We start from the raw sequence: 18,228 nt of genomic DNA, 5'->3' as shown, positions 1-18,228 counted from the left end.
GACTGCAATGGTGCAATGCGATGTTACTTCATTGCCAAGTCAGCGTGGGCCTTGCTGGCGGCAAGATCGACGTGGCGGACCAGTGCCCAGTCGTCCTTGAAGACGATTGGCACAAACTTTGTTGTTCCTTCTGCGCCAAACTCAGCTGCGATCTTCGTCCCTTCCCAGTTGAATTCCAGCAAGGACTGGCGGATCGCTTCCTGAGTTTCCGGCGTCAGATTGTAGGCGATTCCAAACGCCGCAGGGGGGAATTTCTCTGACTGGTAGATACTGCGTACGGCATTTTCCGGAATTTCACCTTTAGCAATCATGCGAGCCAACACGTCACTGGCGATTGGAGCAGCATCCACCTCTCCCGACAAAACAGCGTCAATTGAACCCTGATGGCCGTAGGTATAGCTCCATTGGTAGTCGAGTTCGGGTTGCAGGTTTTTTTCTTCCATCAGAAACATTGCCGCGGCCTTACAGCCAGAATTTGAACGTGGCCTGGTGAAGGCAATTGTTTTTTCCCTCAGGTCATCAAGGGATTTGATGGGGCTGTCTTCCTTGACGATGAACTCCATCGTGTAGCCGCTCGTCCCATCTTCGCGACCAAATGTGCAGACGGGGATGAAGCCAGCGGTGTTCACTGCGGCGGGGACTTCACCCGTGCCGAGTGCCGTGATGTGCAGCCGCCCGTTGCGCAAGGCCTCATACTGCTCTCGTGAATCAGTCAGCCGCAGATAGGTCACCGGGATGCCCGTCTTCGCGGCAATCGCATCCATCAATTCCTGCCATTGGTCGGGCTCGTTGGTGGAATCTTCCGAAGTGATGAAGGAAAACACCAGTTCCGTGGGCTTCACCTGCAAGGCAGCATTCTCGGGCGTATCAGCCAGGAGGTCACCATCGGCGTCAGTGTACACCGAGTCGAGTCGCGTGATCGGATTGAGGCTCATAAAGAAATTACTCATCGTCCGATTGACGTATTGCTCCTGGGCGGTTTTCTCCCAGCTCGAAGCAACATATGAGGCATAGCCAGCGGCCAGCGCGGCCACAGCAATCGCCAGGAGCACCCTGGGACGCACAAATGCAGAATTGGTGTTCAAGAAAAAAATCTCCCCAGAAAAGGCTTAATCAAAAATCAGTATCCATTGGCTCTGGACCCTTTGTCGCATCAAAACGCCCATCGCGTGTTCCCAAGGCCCGCCAAATGTCTAAGTTGATGCTATCACTTACTACTGCAGTATGTCCATCACCGAAGGCTACAACCACTGACCCAGGATGATCGCTTCGTGCAGCAATAATCGCATGTTCTGCCGGGGTATCAGGGATTCCGTTCTGCAGTGTGCAGTCTATTCCTGTCCAATTTGGCGGCGCAACATGGTTGTATTGAGTGGCATCATAGCCTGCAAAAGGCCAACCATTAGACCAGTCGTCCCCGGGTATCCAGCTACCAGCACCGGTGAACACGTAGCCCTGCTCTGTTGGAACATAGTTATTGGCTGCTGCTAAAGTCACATCAATATCGACGTTGGGCGCCCCTTGAGAAGGACAGTTAATAATATCTGCCCTCGTCGGAAGCGTCGAGGCAGGGTAGATCACACTGGCACTCCCCTTGATTCGTTCGGAAAAAAAAGCTGTCTTAGAAAGTCCATCTGTAAAAGCGCTAGTCTTTAGTCCCTTCTCTCCTATTGTGAAAGCGCCGCTGCCACCAATATGCCAACGATCTCCAGTGGGGCGTGGTTCTGTAATTGTCATTGAACTAGTACGTACACCTGCCCCCGGACCATCGCCCCCGAAGTTAGTCCGATAATTGTTTTCCGAAATCGTAAGACCAGTGTTCCCGTCGCTCGGGCAAAGAAAGAGCCCAGCTGCCGTAGCAAATGCATTATAATTTACATTGGCCGGTGTTCCATTGTTAGCCATGCGTTTGGTGAGACCGATATCGAAATTAATTTGTTGGTAGACGTTGTTGGCCTCCATGTAGGGCAAGAGCCAAGTGTGGACGGAATAAAATCCTGCTTTGTCAGCAGGATCGGGTCCGGGTTGGTAGCTTGTATAGCCCCCTTTGATATTCCCCCCACTGACCCAGTCAGGAAAAAGTCGACCAGGGGGAAATGTACCGCGCGCACTCTCGTAGTTGGCAGCGGCCAATCCCATCTGCTTGACGTTGTTAACGCAAGAAGTGCGCCGAGCTGCCTCACGGGCCGCTTGGATCGCAGGCAATAGGAGGGCAACGAGTACGCCGATGATTGCGATCACCACCAAGAGCTCTACCAAGGTGAACCCTTCTGATTTGCGATGCGTCATGTAATAAATCTCCATCAAGGAAGAAAGTAGATCACAGTAATAAATAATCCAAGAAATTGCTTTGAATCATAATGGTTTTGCTTACAAGTAGGCACTTCGTAAACAGAGTGGTACGACAGTAGCCACAGGAAGTTACTAATTTAATAGTCGCTAATGCCAACTCACGCTCATAACTCTATACAGTCGCCTATTTCAAATCCACATCCACCCACACCAGCCGATGGTCGGAACTGGGAAAAGGGTAGACGCCAACTAACGAAAACAACTTATCTGTATTGTCGGGCCAAAATACGCCGCTGGCAACTACTTTTAAGTCTTTTGATGGTAAAACGTAGTCCAAGCGTAAGTTTCCCGGACCATTCTCATCAGCGGCATCGAGCGTATCATTGCGGGAATTACCCCGGTGTTTCGCGTTAACACCTCCCTGGAGGCTTGCCTGTTGGGCTCCACCATCACTTTCAGGTGGCGTGTACTCGGCAAGTGCCGGCGATCCCAAGAGTTCGGATATCCCAGCGGATCCCTCTCCATCAAGCGGGTCACCATTGAGGTCCCCCATGATGACAAAGCTCTCACCTGACGTAAGACCGCCTCGAATTCCAGCATCGTCGTAAATGTATGCCCCCTCCTCCCCAGAGACGTAATCAGCCCACAAACGAATCTCGTCGTGATTCCGCCGACCGTTGCGATCCTCGGCACCATCGAAGATTGGTGGAGTTGGATGACTAACTAGCGCATGAATCGTGTGACCATTGATCTGAATCGGTACATCCCAGTGACTTTTAGACGAAAGCCGAAATTGATTTAAGGCTTCCTCCGAGTACCAGTCACCAGGTACGTCGGTTTCCGGGTCGTCAGGGACCTGCGCATCTGGCATGTCTTTCCACAGGAACTTTTGAAATGTGCGGACATGCTCAGTATCAATCGGATACTTGGAGAGTAGCACCATGCCGTATTGCCCTGGATACTGACCAAAGCCCCAACAATCGCCTCCGTACTCCCTACTTCCGGGCTGGTCGACAGTCTTGCCATTCCGATCCAAGTCGAGTCCAGAGGGCATGCCGGTGTTCACCGGAGAAAGATATCGATAAGGGAATTCTATCGGCTTAGCAGGCCCTGCTTCCGATTCGGAGACATTCTGTGGAACGGACAAATACTTTTCTTGGAATATCTGCACAAGCTGGCCATCGGGATCGAAATCTACTTCATTCAGGAGCAACAGATCCGGACGAATTCGCTGGATGATCTCCGCTTCGCAGCGAGCTTGTAGATCGTCTCCTGAAGTGAGACGCTCAGCCACTTCTACCTCTGAACGGGCAAAGAGCGAGACATTAAATGTTGCAAATCGGACTTGTGTATCGGCCGAGGCTTGTTGAGCTCTGCACGACGCAAAGAATAAGCACAGAAAGAGGCTAGGAATTGCCAAGCTCAAAAAGTGACTAGAGGTAGTAGTGCCAGAAAAATGATTTCTGCGTTGTTTTTTCCAGGTTTTCACTGAGATCTCTGCTCCTCATCTTATCAATATTTCTGAATCCATTAGGGAATTAACCTATCGACCAACACATTGCTTTGAGAATTCTGCATATTTCCCTTTTTCTATTTCCCTTTTTCCCATTTCCCTTTGGATTCAGCACAATCGTGCTAAGTAGCCTGATGACTGAGGTTTATGACAAATCGGGTTGAAAAACTTAGGGAACGGTTTCCAGCGGGATCGCTAAAAATGTTCGATTTCCTTGTTTAACAGAAAATTCATTTTGATTTATTTGCAAAATAAGCATAATCATCATAAAGTAGATAGATTGAAACAACATTTAATAAAATGCGACGCGCTTCGTAGGCGTGTTCTCAGATGTAGTTAGAAGCCAAGTTCGGTGGACTGCTTATGTTGTTTGTTTCTTTCTCACACTTAGACGGGGAGAAGTTCTAATGAAGAAACTGAGTTTAGTTCTGTTCGCAATAGCGATTACTGCCATGTTGGGCAGTAATGTAAGTGCGGGAACGTTTATGTCGGACACGTTTAGTTACGCCGATGGGGACCTGACTGTTTTCGACGGTACCGGAGCTAATGTTTCCGGCGGAGCGTGGGTACCTCACAGTGGTACGAATTTTCCAATTCCAATCGCCGTTTCTGGCGGTCAGGCTGTCTTGGCTCAGGGTAATCCCGCCAGTGAAGATGCGAACCGCAAGGCTACGGCCGGTGGGTCGCGAGCAATCGCTCTAGGCGAGACTTGGTACTACGCTGCTTTAGTAACTGTGAATGACACGCGAACTGATCCTAATCTCTCCCTTGATCAGGATTCTTATTTCATGCACTTCAAAGACGCTGGTAGTGGATTCAGAGGTCGTGCTTACCTTGATGACCCTAGCACGGGAGTCGGCGGAGCAGGATTTTCTTTTGGTCTATCTGCCACTTCGGGTGGAATTGTGAGCAACACTGGCGATCTCAACTTTGGACAGCAGTACAAGATTGTCGTTTCGTATGCGGTTGATACTGGTACCTCGGATCTTTGGGTTGATCCGGTTGATAGTAGCAGTCCAAAAATTACCGATACGAACTCCGCAGGTGCTTTCACTTTAATCGATTCGCTCGCTATGAGGCAGGATTTCGTCTCAGCCGGCAACACTGCTACAGTGTTGGTAGACTCCGTGGCCTTAGGCAATGACTTTGATAGTGTGCTGCTCAATGCCATGAATGGGTCGAACATCCCCGAACCTGGTAGCTTGGCCTTGGCTTTGTTGGCTTTTGTCGGTTTCGCCGGTTCGCGCCGGTCGCTGTAGCTGCCTGGCAGTGCAGAACGCTATGGTACTTAGCTGTCTATATCCTGCTTTTCAGGAATTTAGAGCTATGGTGATGGAGTAATTTGCACAGAAATCGGGCTGTCGTCGGCTGCTTTTACCGTCGGCAGCTCGTTTTGTTTTTCGTATTGAGTCCAGGTTATTTACATTCGTTGCTTTGAAGGACACAAGGATAGATCGTCATGGAAATCAACCGCCGCTTGTTTTGTACCCTCTCGATGTGCATATTCGTTACTGGCCATTGCCTCGGATTTGCTCAAGCGGCAGCGCCCGCGCCGCAGAAGATTTTTGCTGTCTCCCAAACTCAGCCCGGTGGGGTAGCCGAGGTCCCAGGTGCTCCCTCCGATTCCCTCATTTTTTATGATGTGACCAGCGTTGGTAATGGGGCTGCCTCGGGGGTATTTAACAACGATCCCCTGTTTTCTGTTTGGATGGGATTCGAAATTTTCCAGGGAGAACGCAATGGACTTCCTGAAGGACTGCCATTTGGTAACCGCGAGGAGTTCTCTGCATTTACAGTTAATCCAGCCAATGGCACGATCTACGCCATTGCTTTTGATAGTGGAGCACCTCCGGCGGTTGATCCGGTCGGTGATTCTCAAGGCGATTTCGATCTTTATCGTATTGACTATCAAGCCATGCTTAAAGACTTCACCGATAACGCCCGTCCCAAGGGCACTATTTATGCCCCGAAGACTCTGAACATTGAAGTCTCGGAAGAGCAATTCCTTTCTAATATCAGCAGCCCTCTTTTTGACGGCGTGGTTGATGGATTGGCTAACGACATTCCCCATCCGTCTCTAGTGAACACAGTTCACTTGCCTGGCGCTTTCCAGAAGATTGGAGAGGTGGGCCGTTCGCAATCTCCAGCTTCCTTTTTCGACTACCAGATAGATTTCGTAAACCCGGAGCAGCTGGTAATGATGGATGCAAATTTTGGCACAGCAACTCCGGCGACTCAAGATTTTAACGTTCGTGTTCTGAGCCGCGTGAGCACAAGTCCTGGTGCCGCAACACCACCAACGCCACCGTTCCCTGCCCCCGCCGATCAACAGGGGGGATACAACAGTGTGAGCAACACCGAGTCGTGGAACTCCAAGATTGCTGGATTCTTAAATCTCGATGCCGCTGGTATCACCACTCCCCGTGGTTGGACACTCGTAAAGAATAACGGAACACTTGGCATCTGGGCTGCAGATAGTGATGGCGGTGGGGACGACTTCGCTTTCTACGAGCTTGACCTGTCCGGGCCAAATCCTACGGCAACGAAGAAGGAGTTATTTACTTCGCCAACCGGAGGACCCTATGCAAATCAAATAAGCTTGGCTGAGGATCCCACTTCGGACACCACAACCAATGATGGCGAAATAGACCATCTTTTTGTGGACAAGAATGGAAATCTGGTGATTGTCGAAAGCGGATACTTCGACACGACGATGGGCAGCACGACTCCCCAGACTGGCAACGGAGGCGAAACAGCCCAGGAGCCTCGAGTATTTACCGTCGGAATTGCTGACTACAACAGCCCCGATTCAGACGCCAGTGGTTTCAATGAAGTGATTCCCACGGGACCTGCCGGGACGGGATTCAATGACACGTCGCCCTGGACAGTCACTGCCAGTATTCCTGTTACAGGCGCAATTGACAACGACACTGAAGTAACTAACAGCACTCGCGTTGCCTATGACAAGAGCACGGGTTATCTCTACATCGTTGACCAAGACACGGGATTCACCGAAGACATTTATGTTTTCGACCCTGCCACCGGCACGATTGTTTATTCCGAATTGAATCCATTTGATATCGGAATTTTCAACCGGGGAACTCTCAAAGTGTTTACTCGTGGTGACATCGATGGAAGCGGCGAAGTCACCTATGCCGACATCCAGGCTTTGGCCGATGGAATTGCTGACCCTACTTTGGGTGGGACGGTTTCTGCCTCCGTAGGTGCTGAGTGGTACGACTTAACTAGTGATGGCGCCTTGACTGCTGCCGATCTTTCCGAATTGGTCACGAATATCCTCGGGACTGCTCTGGGTGATTTTGATCTCGATGGCGACGTCGATGGACATGATTTCTTGGTCTACCAGCGAGGCGCAGGCTCACTCTTTGACTCCGGCGACTTGTCGGATTGGCAGTTAAACTACGGGTTCACTAACATGCCTTTGGCAAGTGGCACGGCAGTTCCCGAGCCGGCCACGCTAACGATGATCCTCTTGGGATTCGTGGGCCTGGGATTTCGTGGACGTGGCTGTTTAATAGGAGGTAAGAGAGCCTGATTTGCACAAATGCCCCGGCATTGGCGAGCATGGCGTGAAGCATGCCTTGGATTTCTTTACCGAATGGCGACAGCGGTATAATAAGCATACTTGTCGCACGGAACACATAATGTGGATTTTCAAGTCTCACGGGGGGATAAACTCCCTGCGGAACACAATTCTTCAGAAGAGGACAAATATGAAAAGCAGCTTAGCAAAACAAGAGCCGTTCATCCGAACTTGGCTCACCCGCGTTAGCATTTTTTTCCTAGGCTTGGCATCAAGCAACGCCGCCTTTGCTCAATTGCAAGTTACCGAGGTGATGTACAACCCACTTGACGAAAACGTTTGGGAATGGATTGAAGTTCGCAACACGGGGGGCGCTTCAGTTGATTTGAACAATTACTTGGGATTCAATTTAGGTGACACTGAGATAGTCTCTCCCAATCCCACCATCCTTACTGGACAATCTCAAAACACCATTATTGGTCCTGGCCAAGTTGCTGTCATTTATGATGCGAATTACGGAAGTAGCTTTGCACCCGCAGCCAACCCTAACAATTTTGTCGATGCTAATTTTCGTAGTGCTTACGGACTCGCCCCTACAGTTCCGTTGATTGGTGCTAACTTTTGGCCAGAAATGGTCAACACGGTAGGCAGCCAAGGTCAATCCATCGGGTTCTGGGCTGACGCGACCGCTTATGCCCTGGATATTAGTCCAGTAGAAGATGATCCAATCAACGATCCGGGAGTATTTACAAATCGCGTGACCAGTTTCTCTAATGCTGCCTTTAGCCTTGATTTTTCTGGGGCTTCCTTTCCAGCAGTTGATGGCATGTCATCGATCGCCTGGTCTGGCAATGGAAGCAATTCCGATGGCACCAAATGGGTGAAGAGCGTAAGTGGGACAAACAATGCAGTTACAAGTGTGCAAGTGCAGGTGCCTGGCTTTATCAATAGTGACGCCGACACTGGCAATCCAGGTATAGCTCCCCCTGGGACGCCTGCCACCATGGGACTACACATAACCGAAATCATGTATGACCCCGCAAGCAGTGAACCGAACTGGGAATGGGTTGAGATCTACAATAGCACTGGATCACCCATCAATTTGGCAGGCTACGTACTCGACGATTTTAATACTACAGCCCACACTTCAGCGAATATCGCTGCTGGATCTGTTCCGGCAGGAGGCACGGCTATTCTTTACAACAGCATGGTCTCCGCAGCCGACTTTGCTGCTGCATGGGGAGCAGGACTCAACCTTGTGGAAGTAACAGATTGGACAACCGCCGCAATGGCCTTGAACAACAGTGTTAATAACACAACTATGCGACAAGACTCTGTTGCACTATGGAGTAGCTTCGCTAGCTACATGGGCGACAATGTAGATCAATTGAATGCCGTGGCTAGAGTAGAATACAACGAAAGCACTGGTTTTCCTACTCTTTCACAAGGTCCTTCGATTAGCCTAGCGGACTTAAGCCTTGATCCTTCTGACGGAGCCAATTGGGACAATGCAGTCGTGGGAGATTCGATCGGATCATTTAACGCCAATCTAGTTGCTGGAGCAGGTGGTTTGGTTACTCTCCACGCTGGCGGCGACGTTGGCAGTCCTGGTTCCTTCTCAGTAGTCGCTAGTAACCCTGGCGATTTTGATGGAGACGGAGACGCGGACGGCCATGACTTCCTCATTTGGCAACGGGGCGGATCGCCGACTGGGCCGCTTAGTCCTGTAGACTTGGCTGCCTGGAAGGGTGCCTATGGCACACCGCTTGCGGCGGCAGTGGGTGCTGTGCCCGAACCGACTTCGATGTCGATTGTACTATTCGGGTTGGCCGGTCTGCTACTTGGCAAAAGACGCTAGTTTCTCGCTTAAATAGAAGATGCATCGGCCACGTTCTGAGTCATCAGAAGTGGCCTTTGCTCTTTTAATGTACAATGGAATTCGGGTCTCGATCACTTGGACCAGGGTCCTAGAATCGGCAATGGGCCGGACGACGTCACGAATTGATTGATATAGTCTTTCGTTTTTCTTCTTCTGCTGTATCGAAGAGCGCGGCTTGCTTTATGAATCGCTGTTTATTGTTAACACCTGTGCTAGCGCTCAGCTTCGTCTTAACAGCTTGCGGAGAGGTTTTTTTCACCGAAGCGTTTGACTACTCCGACGGCGATCTAACCACTCAGTCAGGAGGGCTCTGGGCCAACCATAGTGGTGGAAGCCCGTCGATCCAAGTCGCGAACGAAGCAGCGGTCGTAAAGATCCCTGGCTCTGAAGACGTGAATCGACTTACTAGCACAGTGCTTACGCCAGGTGACACGTGGTTGTACGCTCTGAAGTTCTCTGTCTCCGATACGCGTATTAATCCGTCAGGTCAACCACTAGCTACAAACTTTTTCGCACACTTCAAAGATGCTGGCCCGGCTAATTTTCGAGGTCGTCTTTACATCACTGCAGGAACAGCCCCAACAAACTTTCAAATGGGAATCACCTCATCCAGTGGATCTTTGAATACGATTTGGGGAAGTGCTATGGAATTTGATACCACCTATACTGCGGTGGTATCGTATACAGCTTCTTTAAATGACCCACGTACGGAGATTCCTGTAAACCCTGTGAATCCTTTTGATGATTCTGGCGTAATGCCCAATCCAATCCCTCAGCCTTTGTCCGGAATGGATGGCTGGGCCAGTTTGTGGATCAATCCCACGAATTTCGAAAGTCCGCGTATCATCGACATGGCCCCTGATTCCAACGTTGGCAATGACTTGCGTTCTGGCATGAACTCTCTTGCTCTCCGGCAAGCAGGTGGCTCAACTGCCAACGCCGATATTCTGATTGATATTGCGGCGACTGGTGATGATTTTGAGGAAGTAATGTCTGCAGTCGGCGGAATCGCATCGACTCCTGGCGACTTCGATATCGACGGCGACATTGATGGTCACGACTTCCTTGAGTGGCAACGGGGCAATTCTACACCCGTTGGACAGCTTAGTGCTTCTGATCTGATGGATTGGCAAAATGCCTATGGCACGCCACTAGTTGCCGCCGTATCCGCAGTTCCCGAGCCGGCTACGTTGGCCCTACTTGGCTTGACGCTGGTGCCTCTCGCTTGTGGTCGCAAGCGGAAGTGGATGGTATAATGTGGTTCTCTTTCGGCCGTGTCCGCTGAAGCGGGTGTGGCCGTTTAATTGGTTTCTTCTCGGTACAGAGTGATGGGGCGACGACGGATACAATCAGTGTTGGGAATGCTTTGCATTCTCTTTTTGTCGCTAAGCCCACAAGCGATTGCTGCGCCGTATGATCCGCCAACGACCTACTACAACTCGGCCACCGGGACGGGAGCGACTCTCAAGACCCAGTTGCGTTCGATTATCAGCACAATGGATGGAGTCAGTTACGGCGACGCCCGCTACTCTGCACCCTATACTGATACAGATCCCAATAATGCGAACAATATCCTTCTCATTTACAATCGGGCTTCGGTAACGGGCACCTGGACAACCAGTCCCACCCTGATTTGGAATCGTGAACACATTTGGCCAGTCTCTCGATTAGGAGTCGCTACTCCGTCAAATGGAACCACTAATATTTCAACAGATCAGTTTAATTTGCGGCCTGCGGATGACGGAATCAACTCGAATAGGGGCAATGATCCCTTTGGTTTCGATTCCACAACCGGCAGCTATGGCCCCGTTGGTTCTTACTGGTATCCAGGTGACGCCGATGCAGGCGACGTAGCTCGAGCCCAGTTTTACATGGCCACTCGCTACAGCCAGTTATCCTTAACGGATGGTTCTCCTTCGGGGACGCAAATGGGAGACTTGTCCTCTCTGTTGGTCTATCACTACCGCGACGTGCCGGATGACTTTGAACGCCGCCGCAATCACGCAATTTATGGCTTGGCAGGTGCAGGGGCACCGGCGATTTCGAATCCCTATCGTCAAGAAAACCGCAATCCCTTTGTCGACCACCCTGAGTACGCCTGGTCGGTGTTCAAAGATCAGCAAAACGATTCGCAGCTCTACGTCGGCGCGTCACCCAATGCAAATGGTAGCTCGTCGCTTGATGTGAGTTTGGGGAGTGTCCTGGTCGGGGCCGCAGTTCCGGGTGCCCAAAATGTTACGCTCCGTAAGAATGGTCTCGACGGTACCTACTACGAGGTAACGCCTTCCGGTGGTGCCACCTCCTCAGTCACGGGTCGCCTCAATGCATTTCCGATCCTCACGTCTGGCACGAGTAGCAAGAGTATTTCCGTGGGTCTCAACACCACCACCGCGACCGCTGGCCTGCGATCGGGGAGCGTGACCATCGACAACCTCGATATTACCACTGCTGGCGGCACAGGCCATGGGGCCAACGATGCCAATGATTCGATCAACGTGTCGCTTAGTGTGCTTGACCATGCGAATCCTTCGTTTGCGCTCGGCAGCGACATCAATACACTCTCGCTGGATTTTGGCACGGTCACGATGGGCAGCGTTGCTCCCTCGCTCAACTTCGACGTCGCCAACCTCGTAAACACGGCTAGCTACACGGCCCGGCTAGATCTCGATTCGATTCTTCCATCAGGCAACTCGACTGTTCTGAGCACTGATTTAACCACCTTCAGCGGCGCCTCCGCTCTGAATGCCGGGCTGGCGAATACTTACACGGCCATGCTCGACACTTCTTCGGTGGGAATATTTTCGGCCAGCTACACGCTCAACTTCTCCGACGAAAACCTCGCCGGGGCGCTAGGGCTTGGGAGTCTCACCCTGAACCTCACCGGCAATGTCGAAGCGGCCTTTATGAATTCGGCAGACTTCAACGAAGACGGCGATATCGATGGGGAGGATTTTCTCACTTGGCAGCGCGGCTTTGGATCGGGTACGACCCTTGCCACTGGAGACGCCAACAACGACCAGGAGGTTAATGTTGCAGACCTCGCAATCTGGCAGACTCAATACGGTACCTCGCCAGGACTTTTGGCGAGTGCCACAACCATCCCTGAACCCGCTACCCTGACACTTCTAGCCCTGGCTTCCATGTCTCTGATTCGTTTTGGCCGAGCCCGCTTTAGCGGGCCGGTGGCGTAATCCTGGTTCTCCGGAAATGTCTCCAATTTTACTGAGAAATAGTGATTTTCAGCGCAAATCATTTGTCTGGCACAGAGCTTATGGGCAGAATGGAGTAAGGAACATGGGTGGACTCTATCCGAGTCAGCCGAGAATGGGCAACTTCTAACGGAGCAATTGATGGCAAATGTCTCTTTGCGAGCGCTGGGTCTAATATGCGCCGGCTACCTAGCAATTATTGCGGGTCCCGAAGCACAAGCGCAGCTGCGCGTGGTGACTTACAACACTGCGACTGCGCAATCCGGTAGTGGAACCCAGACGGCGCGGTTGCCATACTCGTCCACGATCATGGAAGCAATCGGCCTGGAAAACGTGAATGGCATCGCGCGGCCGTTGGATGTGTTGTTGCTGCAGGAGCAGTATGAGCTTGATATCACAACGGATTCTTTCGTTGATGTGCTCAATGATTTGTACGACCCCGTTAATCGCACGATGTATGCCCGCGGGGATGTTAGAGGGCTCGCCAGCAGCGACTTTAGTGTGGATTTTCCCGGCGCGGGTGGACGTCCCGCGATGATTTATAATACTCAGACTGTCGATCTTATTGGTGAGATTGCATTTGGCTCCGTGGGTAGTTCCTCTCAAGCAAGACAACACTTGCGCTATCAGTTCCGGCCCGTTGGCTATGATTCCAACGCTGACTTTTATGCTTACAGCACGCATTATCGAGCTGGAGATTCCGGGGCAAACGCCGCAAGCCGACTTCTGGAGGCGACCAATCTACGAACCAACGCAGATGCCCTAGGCGAGGGGGTCCATGCTATCTATGCGGGTGACTACAATATTCCTAGTAGCAATGCCGATATGTACGCGTATCTGCTCTCCAGTGGCAACGGGCAAGCCTTTGATCCGGTCAATTCGCCTGGATCATGGCTCGACAACGCTGCCTTCAAAAATCTCCACACGCAATCCCCAGCCGCAACGGGTGAACAGATCCCTGGTTTTGCGGGGGGAGGTCTGGACGACCGCTTTGATTTTCAACTTGTCACCGGGGAATTCTTGGACGGTGATGGACTTGATGTCATTCCTGGCAGCTACCATGCGTTCGGCAACAATGGCACACATACTCTCAATGACAGTATCACGACCGGTACTGGTGCATCGATGAGTGTCTTGAACGCCTTAAAGTCTAACAGCGATCACCTCCCTGTCGTGGCCGACTATCAGCTTCCGGCCAAGATGCTTGCGACACTCGCATCTATCCCAATGAATGTCTCTCAAGGGGCAACCGTCGGCATTGACGTATTCGTGCAGAATGTTGCCAATGTGCTGACAGCCAATGCTGCCGACGAACTCGATTACACTATCAACGTCAGCGGTGCATTGCTTGGCAGCGCCAATGGCTCGATTCTTCCTTTGGCCGGGACAGATACTCGTCAGATATTCTTGAATACTGGCACGGAAGGGTTCCGCTCCGGAGTGGTCACGGTTTCCGCCACCAGCCAAGGTGCAGCGAACTCGTTATTTCAGTTTCCAGTGCAGTTTATTGTCGGGAGCGGCAATGGTGGGCCAGTGTTCGGCGTGATTGCCAAAGACACTTTTGATGAAAATAAGCGTCTGCTGAGTTATTCTCAAACCCCCGCAGCCGGCACTTTTTCTGATTCGCAAGATGGTTTTCAGCAATTTCAGGTTGGCGTGAGTAGTTCGATTCCCAATGCCCTCAAAGATGATTCAACTAACGGATTATCTGGCGATAACCTGGGAGTGGTCAACACCGCAGTCAAGACGGACGCATGGTTTGGTATCAACGATCTGGAAAATCCTAATAATACAGGCGGCACTGGAACAGTCACTTGGCAATTTGATGTGACCGGAGCCATAGATATGCAGGTCTCGATTGATATGGCGGCAATGGGCGATTTTGAAGCCGCCGACACTTACAATTGGACCTATCAAATTGATAGTGGAAGCATCCTGCCCCTCTTCACGTCTTCAGTAAATGAAGACATCACTGCAGATTACATTATGGCACGCGGCGGCGCCCCGGTCACCCTTCCTGATCCGTTATTCATGACCGACGCCGAGAATACACTTGTACAACTCACCAACAACTTTCAGACGCTTACGTCGCAGTTGTCAGGTTTAGGTGAGGTGCTGACTATCACACTCAATGCCGCCAACAATGCCGACGAGGCTTACGCCTTTGACAATCTCATTATCGAGGGGACGACCTTTGTCAGCTTCCTGGCCGCCGACTTTAACCAGGATGGAAACGTCGACGACCTGGACCTTGACAAGTGGCAGATGGACTTCGCGATGGGCAGTGGCTCCGACGCCGACGGCGATGGCGACACCGACGGAGCCGACTTCCTCTTCTGGCAACGCCAATTTGGCCAGAGCACACTGCCACCATTGGTGGCGTCCACGGCGGTACCCGAGCCGACGGGGCTGGTCCTGATGAGTCTGGCAGCCCTACTGAGTGGAAACCTCCATCGCCTAAGCCGCGTTTATCAATCGACTTAAGACGACAAATCGCTCACTCCTAGCCGCAAGGTAATGCTTTGCAGGGAAGTGGACCACATCCACTAAGATTTGCGGTATCAGGGTAAATGATGAAGTTTTGGCGAAAATTACATTAAATAGGCGACAACGAATATGACGGTCGGTATCATGGAACTCGGAAGACCGACATGCTGACTAGATCAGATGTGCTGACTGGATTACATGTCCAATGGCGGGGTACCGAATTCACAATTTGTGCAGTCGAAGTTTCAACAGGAGAATAGCTAATGCGATCCAGAATTCTGAACACTTTATCCCTTTTGGGATGCATCTTTGCAGTCGCGGTGTGCGGCTCGGTGGCTTGTGCCACCACTGTGTCGACTGACGACTTCAATTATCCCGATGGTCCGCTCAGGGGCCAGGGGACTCCTCCCTGGGAAAACCATAGTGGAACAAACGACACCCTGCTAGTCAGCAGTGGAGCTGCGGTGGTTTCGGAAGACAGTGGGTCGGAAGATCTCCATAAGCTGTTTGACGCCGGAGCTTCTTTTGCAGGTGGTGTAGTGACCGCCAGTTTTGACATCGTTGTAACTGCTCCCAGCCCGATTACCAGCAATAGCAGCGACGAGTACTTCGCTCATTTTTGGCAGTCGGCCAATCCTAATAACTTTCGTGCTCGTACTTTCGTTCATGCTCCCACCGCCGGTGGCGACTATACTCTATCCATTTCTACACTCAGTTCCTCAGTGTCGACTGACTTGCCAACTGATTTCTCCTTTGGCGCCACCGTACCTGTTTCGATTTCGTTTGATATTACAGCGGGCACTTCTTCGCTGACCGCTGGCGGTAACACAGTCTACGATCTCACGTCCAGCACGGGCCAAATCATCGACGCTTTTGCCTTGCGTCAATCGAATTCAGGGTCTGACGAAACGATACGTGTCGACAATTTGGTAGTGACTCACGTACCTGAACCAACCAGCATCGCAATGCTGCTCGGTTGCTTGGGCATGCTGACCATTCGTCGTCGATAAGCTTGTTTGACGACAAGAACTCGGAATCCTACGCGGCTGGTCACCTATGTGTGACCAGCCGTTTTTCGTGGAATAGGTATGAAGCAAGTTACAACAGAATTATTGGTGTGGGCTTCAAGGCAGGCAAGTAGAGGCTAGATATCACCCGAATTGAGCTACTTGCGCCGCAATTTTGACACACTTGGCTCCCCAAGGCTCAATGAGTTACAATACTCCAAGCATTCGTTTTCTAATCTACCTGGGGAGGGAACGGAGCAGGGACATGCAAAGCTTAGTGAATTCTTTGTTCGTGATCGCACTCCAAGCGATCCTTATACTGGCAAGTTCGGCTGAGACTCGAGCCGAGCAATCAGCTCACAATCTATTTCGCCAAGCGCTGGCGGCGGATGTCCAAGGGGACTCAGCCAAACGAGATCAGTTGCTGATCGAGGCCGAGCGTGCCGATCCTGAGTTCAATCTTGCGCACTGGTATCGGGGCAAGGTCCTGTTTGACGGTAACTGGAAACCCATCGATGCCGTCCAGCAACTTGTGGCGAGTGATCCACGATGGGATGAGTACCAAACTCGGTTGGTCGAATCAAATGACTCTTTGGCATCTCAAGCAGCACTTGCGCGTTGGTGTCGCGACGAAAGTCTGACCTACGAAGCCAAATGGCATTGGTTCAAAGTTCTTTCTCTAGATCCAAACAATCGCGAAGCCCTAGGAAGTCTTGGCCTGCGTTCCTATAAAGGCCAGTTACTGACTGATGTGCAAATCGACAACTATCAGAAACAAGAGAAACAAGCTACCGCCGATTTCAAACGCTACTCGAAGCAATTCCAAAATTGGATTCGAGCTGCTGCGAAAGGGGACGTTGCCGAGCGCTCTGAAGCACTGCACGAGTTTTCCTCGGTAAGCGATCCTGCTGCCATCCCAGCGCTCATGGATGCGGTATTCGTTAATTCCCAGAATGAGAAGCTGATTCGTTCCAATTTGGACCCTTCGACCGAAGAGCAATTCTTGCAGGGACTTCGCCAAAGTGCGGTCACGGCCCTTAGCGAGATACAACAGCATCTTGCCACAGAGAACTTGTTGCTGATCGCCGTCGAGTGGTCCGACCCCGAAATTAGCGGTGCGGCAGCCGAGGCCCTCAAATACCGAGAAAGAACTAGCTATATGCCACAGCTTATGGCAGCGCTGGCAGCACCCGTTGAACTTGCTATCGCCGTGAACGTCCTTCCTAGTGGTGAGGTAACAGTTTTTGAAGACATCGCAGAAGAAAGCCCTTTGGCAGAATTGAAAGTAGATAGATCGAGCACTTTTGCCACCAAATATTCAGGGCGTTTGGGCCGCAATCCTCGACTCACCCTAACCAATAGTGGCGGTCGTCCATTTCAGCCTCTACAAGGCCCCACTCCCCATCAGTATTGGAATAATAGAATTCGAGATTACTCAAACGCAGTTAATCAGGCGTCTAGCACTCAGCATCGAGTTGCTTCGGTCAACGCCTCGCGAGAATCAAAAAACAGGCGAATTATCGAAGTAGCTGAGATTGCCACGGGAGAACAGCTAGGTGCAGAACCTCGTGCCGTATGGGATGCCTGGGCACAGTTTAACGAACTCGATACCCCTGAAACGTTACCCGTTTATCAAACATCTATGGTTAATGATTACACTCAATATACGACTTTTCCTCGCACGATGTCGTGCTTCATTGCCGGTACACCCGTCTGGACGCAGGCCGGTCCCGTGGCGATTGAGACGATTCAAGTAGGGGACATGGTCCTTAGCCAGGACCCGGTAACAGGGGAATTAGATTTTCGGCCTGTAACGCTGACCACAGTCCGGAAGCCGAGTCCCACGGTCGAGTTGGGCCTAGGCAGCGAAACGATCATTGCCACGCGGGGGCACCGCTTTTGGATCGCCGGTGATGGTTGGCAAATGGCTAAATTTCTCAAGGCGGGCGATCAACTGTGGGCCGTCGGCGGGGCGTACCTCCTCGATACGGCCGAGCCGAGTTCCGATGCCGAGGCGTTTAACCTCGAAGTAGGGCAATTCCACACTTATTTCGTAGGACATAGCAAGGTACTCGTGCATGACAACCGGTGCCCGCTCCCCACTACCGCCGTGCTGCCTGGAGTTGAAAAGTTGCCCCCTTTGGCCCAGCAATAACTGGCGAAGTGGATTGGGAAACTCCCTCTGATAATTGCCTGCTACTATGCAATTTTTCCTTCCCGGGCCTCTTGATGGTAGGGAGCGGATGGCGTTCTTTTTTGAGGTTCTCCCGGCGCAATTTGCTCCTGTCCGAGGTATG

General features: G+C 51.5%; 11 protein-coding genes. 8 read left to right on the top strand and 3 right to left on the bottom strand.

What is annotated here, in order from left to right:
• Positions 1 to 23: 23 nt before the first annotated feature.
• The 3 genes from phnD to Pla144_RS07300 form a co-directional block, all read right to left on the bottom strand.
• Positions 24 to 1,085 carry a phosphate/phosphite/phosphonate ABC transporter substrate-binding protein gene (gene phnD / locus Pla144_RS07310; RefSeq protein ID WP_146449530.1) on the bottom strand — a complete coding sequence of 354 codons (1,062 nt, stop codon included), beginning with the start codon at positions 1,083 to 1,085 and terminating at the stop codon, positions 24 to 26.
• Positions 1,086 to 1,113: 28 nt separating this feature from the next.
• Positions 1,114 to 2,289: a DUF1559 family PulG-like putative transporter gene (locus Pla144_RS07305; RefSeq protein ID WP_197530459.1), complete on the bottom strand. Its 1,176-nt coding sequence runs from the start codon at positions 2,287 to 2,289 to the stop codon at positions 1,114 to 1,116.
• A gap of 187 nt (positions 2,290 to 2,476) precedes the next feature.
• Positions 2,477 to 3,781 (bottom strand): endonuclease/exonuclease/phosphatase family protein, encoded by a 1,305-nt coding sequence (locus Pla144_RS07300; RefSeq protein WP_197530458.1) that lies wholly within the window; start codon positions 3,779 to 3,781, stop codon positions 2,477 to 2,479.
• 431 nt (positions 3,782 to 4,212) lie between these two features.
• Between Pla144_RS07300 and Pla144_RS07295 the strand changes: the two genes are divergently transcribed.
• The 8 genes from Pla144_RS07295 to Pla144_RS07260 all read left to right on the top strand — a co-directional run bounded on the left by Pla144_RS07295 (position 4,213) and on the right by Pla144_RS07260 (position 18,086).
• Positions 4,213 to 5,064: a PEP-CTERM sorting domain-containing protein gene (locus tag Pla144_RS07295; RefSeq protein WP_146449525.1), complete on the top strand. Its 852-nt coding sequence runs from the start codon at positions 4,213 to 4,215 to the stop codon at positions 5,062 to 5,064.
• 200 nt (positions 5,065 to 5,264) lie between these two features.
• Positions 5,265 to 7,361 (top strand): PEP-CTERM sorting domain-containing protein, encoded by a 2,097-nt coding sequence (locus Pla144_RS07290; protein ID WP_146449524.1) that lies wholly within the window; start codon positions 5,265 to 5,267, stop codon positions 7,359 to 7,361.
• A gap of 178 nt (positions 7,362 to 7,539) precedes the next feature.
• A complete protein-coding gene (locus Pla144_RS07285) occupies positions 7,540 to 9,207 on the top strand; it encodes a lamin tail domain-containing protein (RefSeq protein WP_197530457.1) in 1,668 nt (555 codons plus the stop codon).
• 203 nt (positions 9,208 to 9,410) lie between these two features.
• Positions 9,411 to 10,484, top strand: coding sequence for a PEP-CTERM sorting domain-containing protein (locus Pla144_RS07280; protein WP_146449519.1), 1,074 nt, complete (start codon positions 9,411 to 9,413; stop codon positions 10,482 to 10,484).
• Between the two features lie 105 nt (positions 10,485 to 10,589).
• Positions 10,590 to 12,419: an endonuclease gene (locus Pla144_RS07275; protein WP_197530456.1), complete on the top strand. Its 1,830-nt coding sequence runs from the start codon at positions 10,590 to 10,592 to the stop codon at positions 12,417 to 12,419.
• Between the two features lie 159 nt (positions 12,420 to 12,578).
• Positions 12,579 to 14,921, top strand: coding sequence for a hypothetical protein (locus Pla144_RS07270; protein WP_146449515.1), 2,343 nt, complete (start codon positions 12,579 to 12,581; stop codon positions 14,919 to 14,921).
• Positions 14,922 to 15,187: 266 nt separating this feature from the next.
• Complete coding sequence (locus tag Pla144_RS07265) at positions 15,188 to 15,934, top strand: PEP-CTERM sorting domain-containing protein (protein WP_146449512.1); 747 nt, start codon at positions 15,188 to 15,190, stop codon at positions 15,932 to 15,934.
• Between the two features lie 262 nt (positions 15,935 to 16,196).
• Positions 16,197 to 18,086 carry a polymorphic toxin-type HINT domain-containing protein gene (locus tag Pla144_RS07260; protein WP_197530455.1) on the top strand — a complete coding sequence of 630 codons (1,890 nt, stop codon included), beginning with the start codon at positions 16,197 to 16,199 and terminating at the stop codon, positions 18,084 to 18,086.
• Positions 18,087 to 18,228: the final 142 nt, after the last annotated feature.

Origin of the sequence: Bythopirellula polymerisocia, from assembly GCF_007860015.1 — a bacterium.
Lineage (GTDB): Bacteria > Planctomycetota > Planctomycetia > Pirellulales > Lacipirellulaceae > Bythopirellula > Bythopirellula polymerisocia.
Note: the sequence above shows the minus strand (reverse complement) of the source record. Positions and strands in the feature narration are given on the sequence as shown.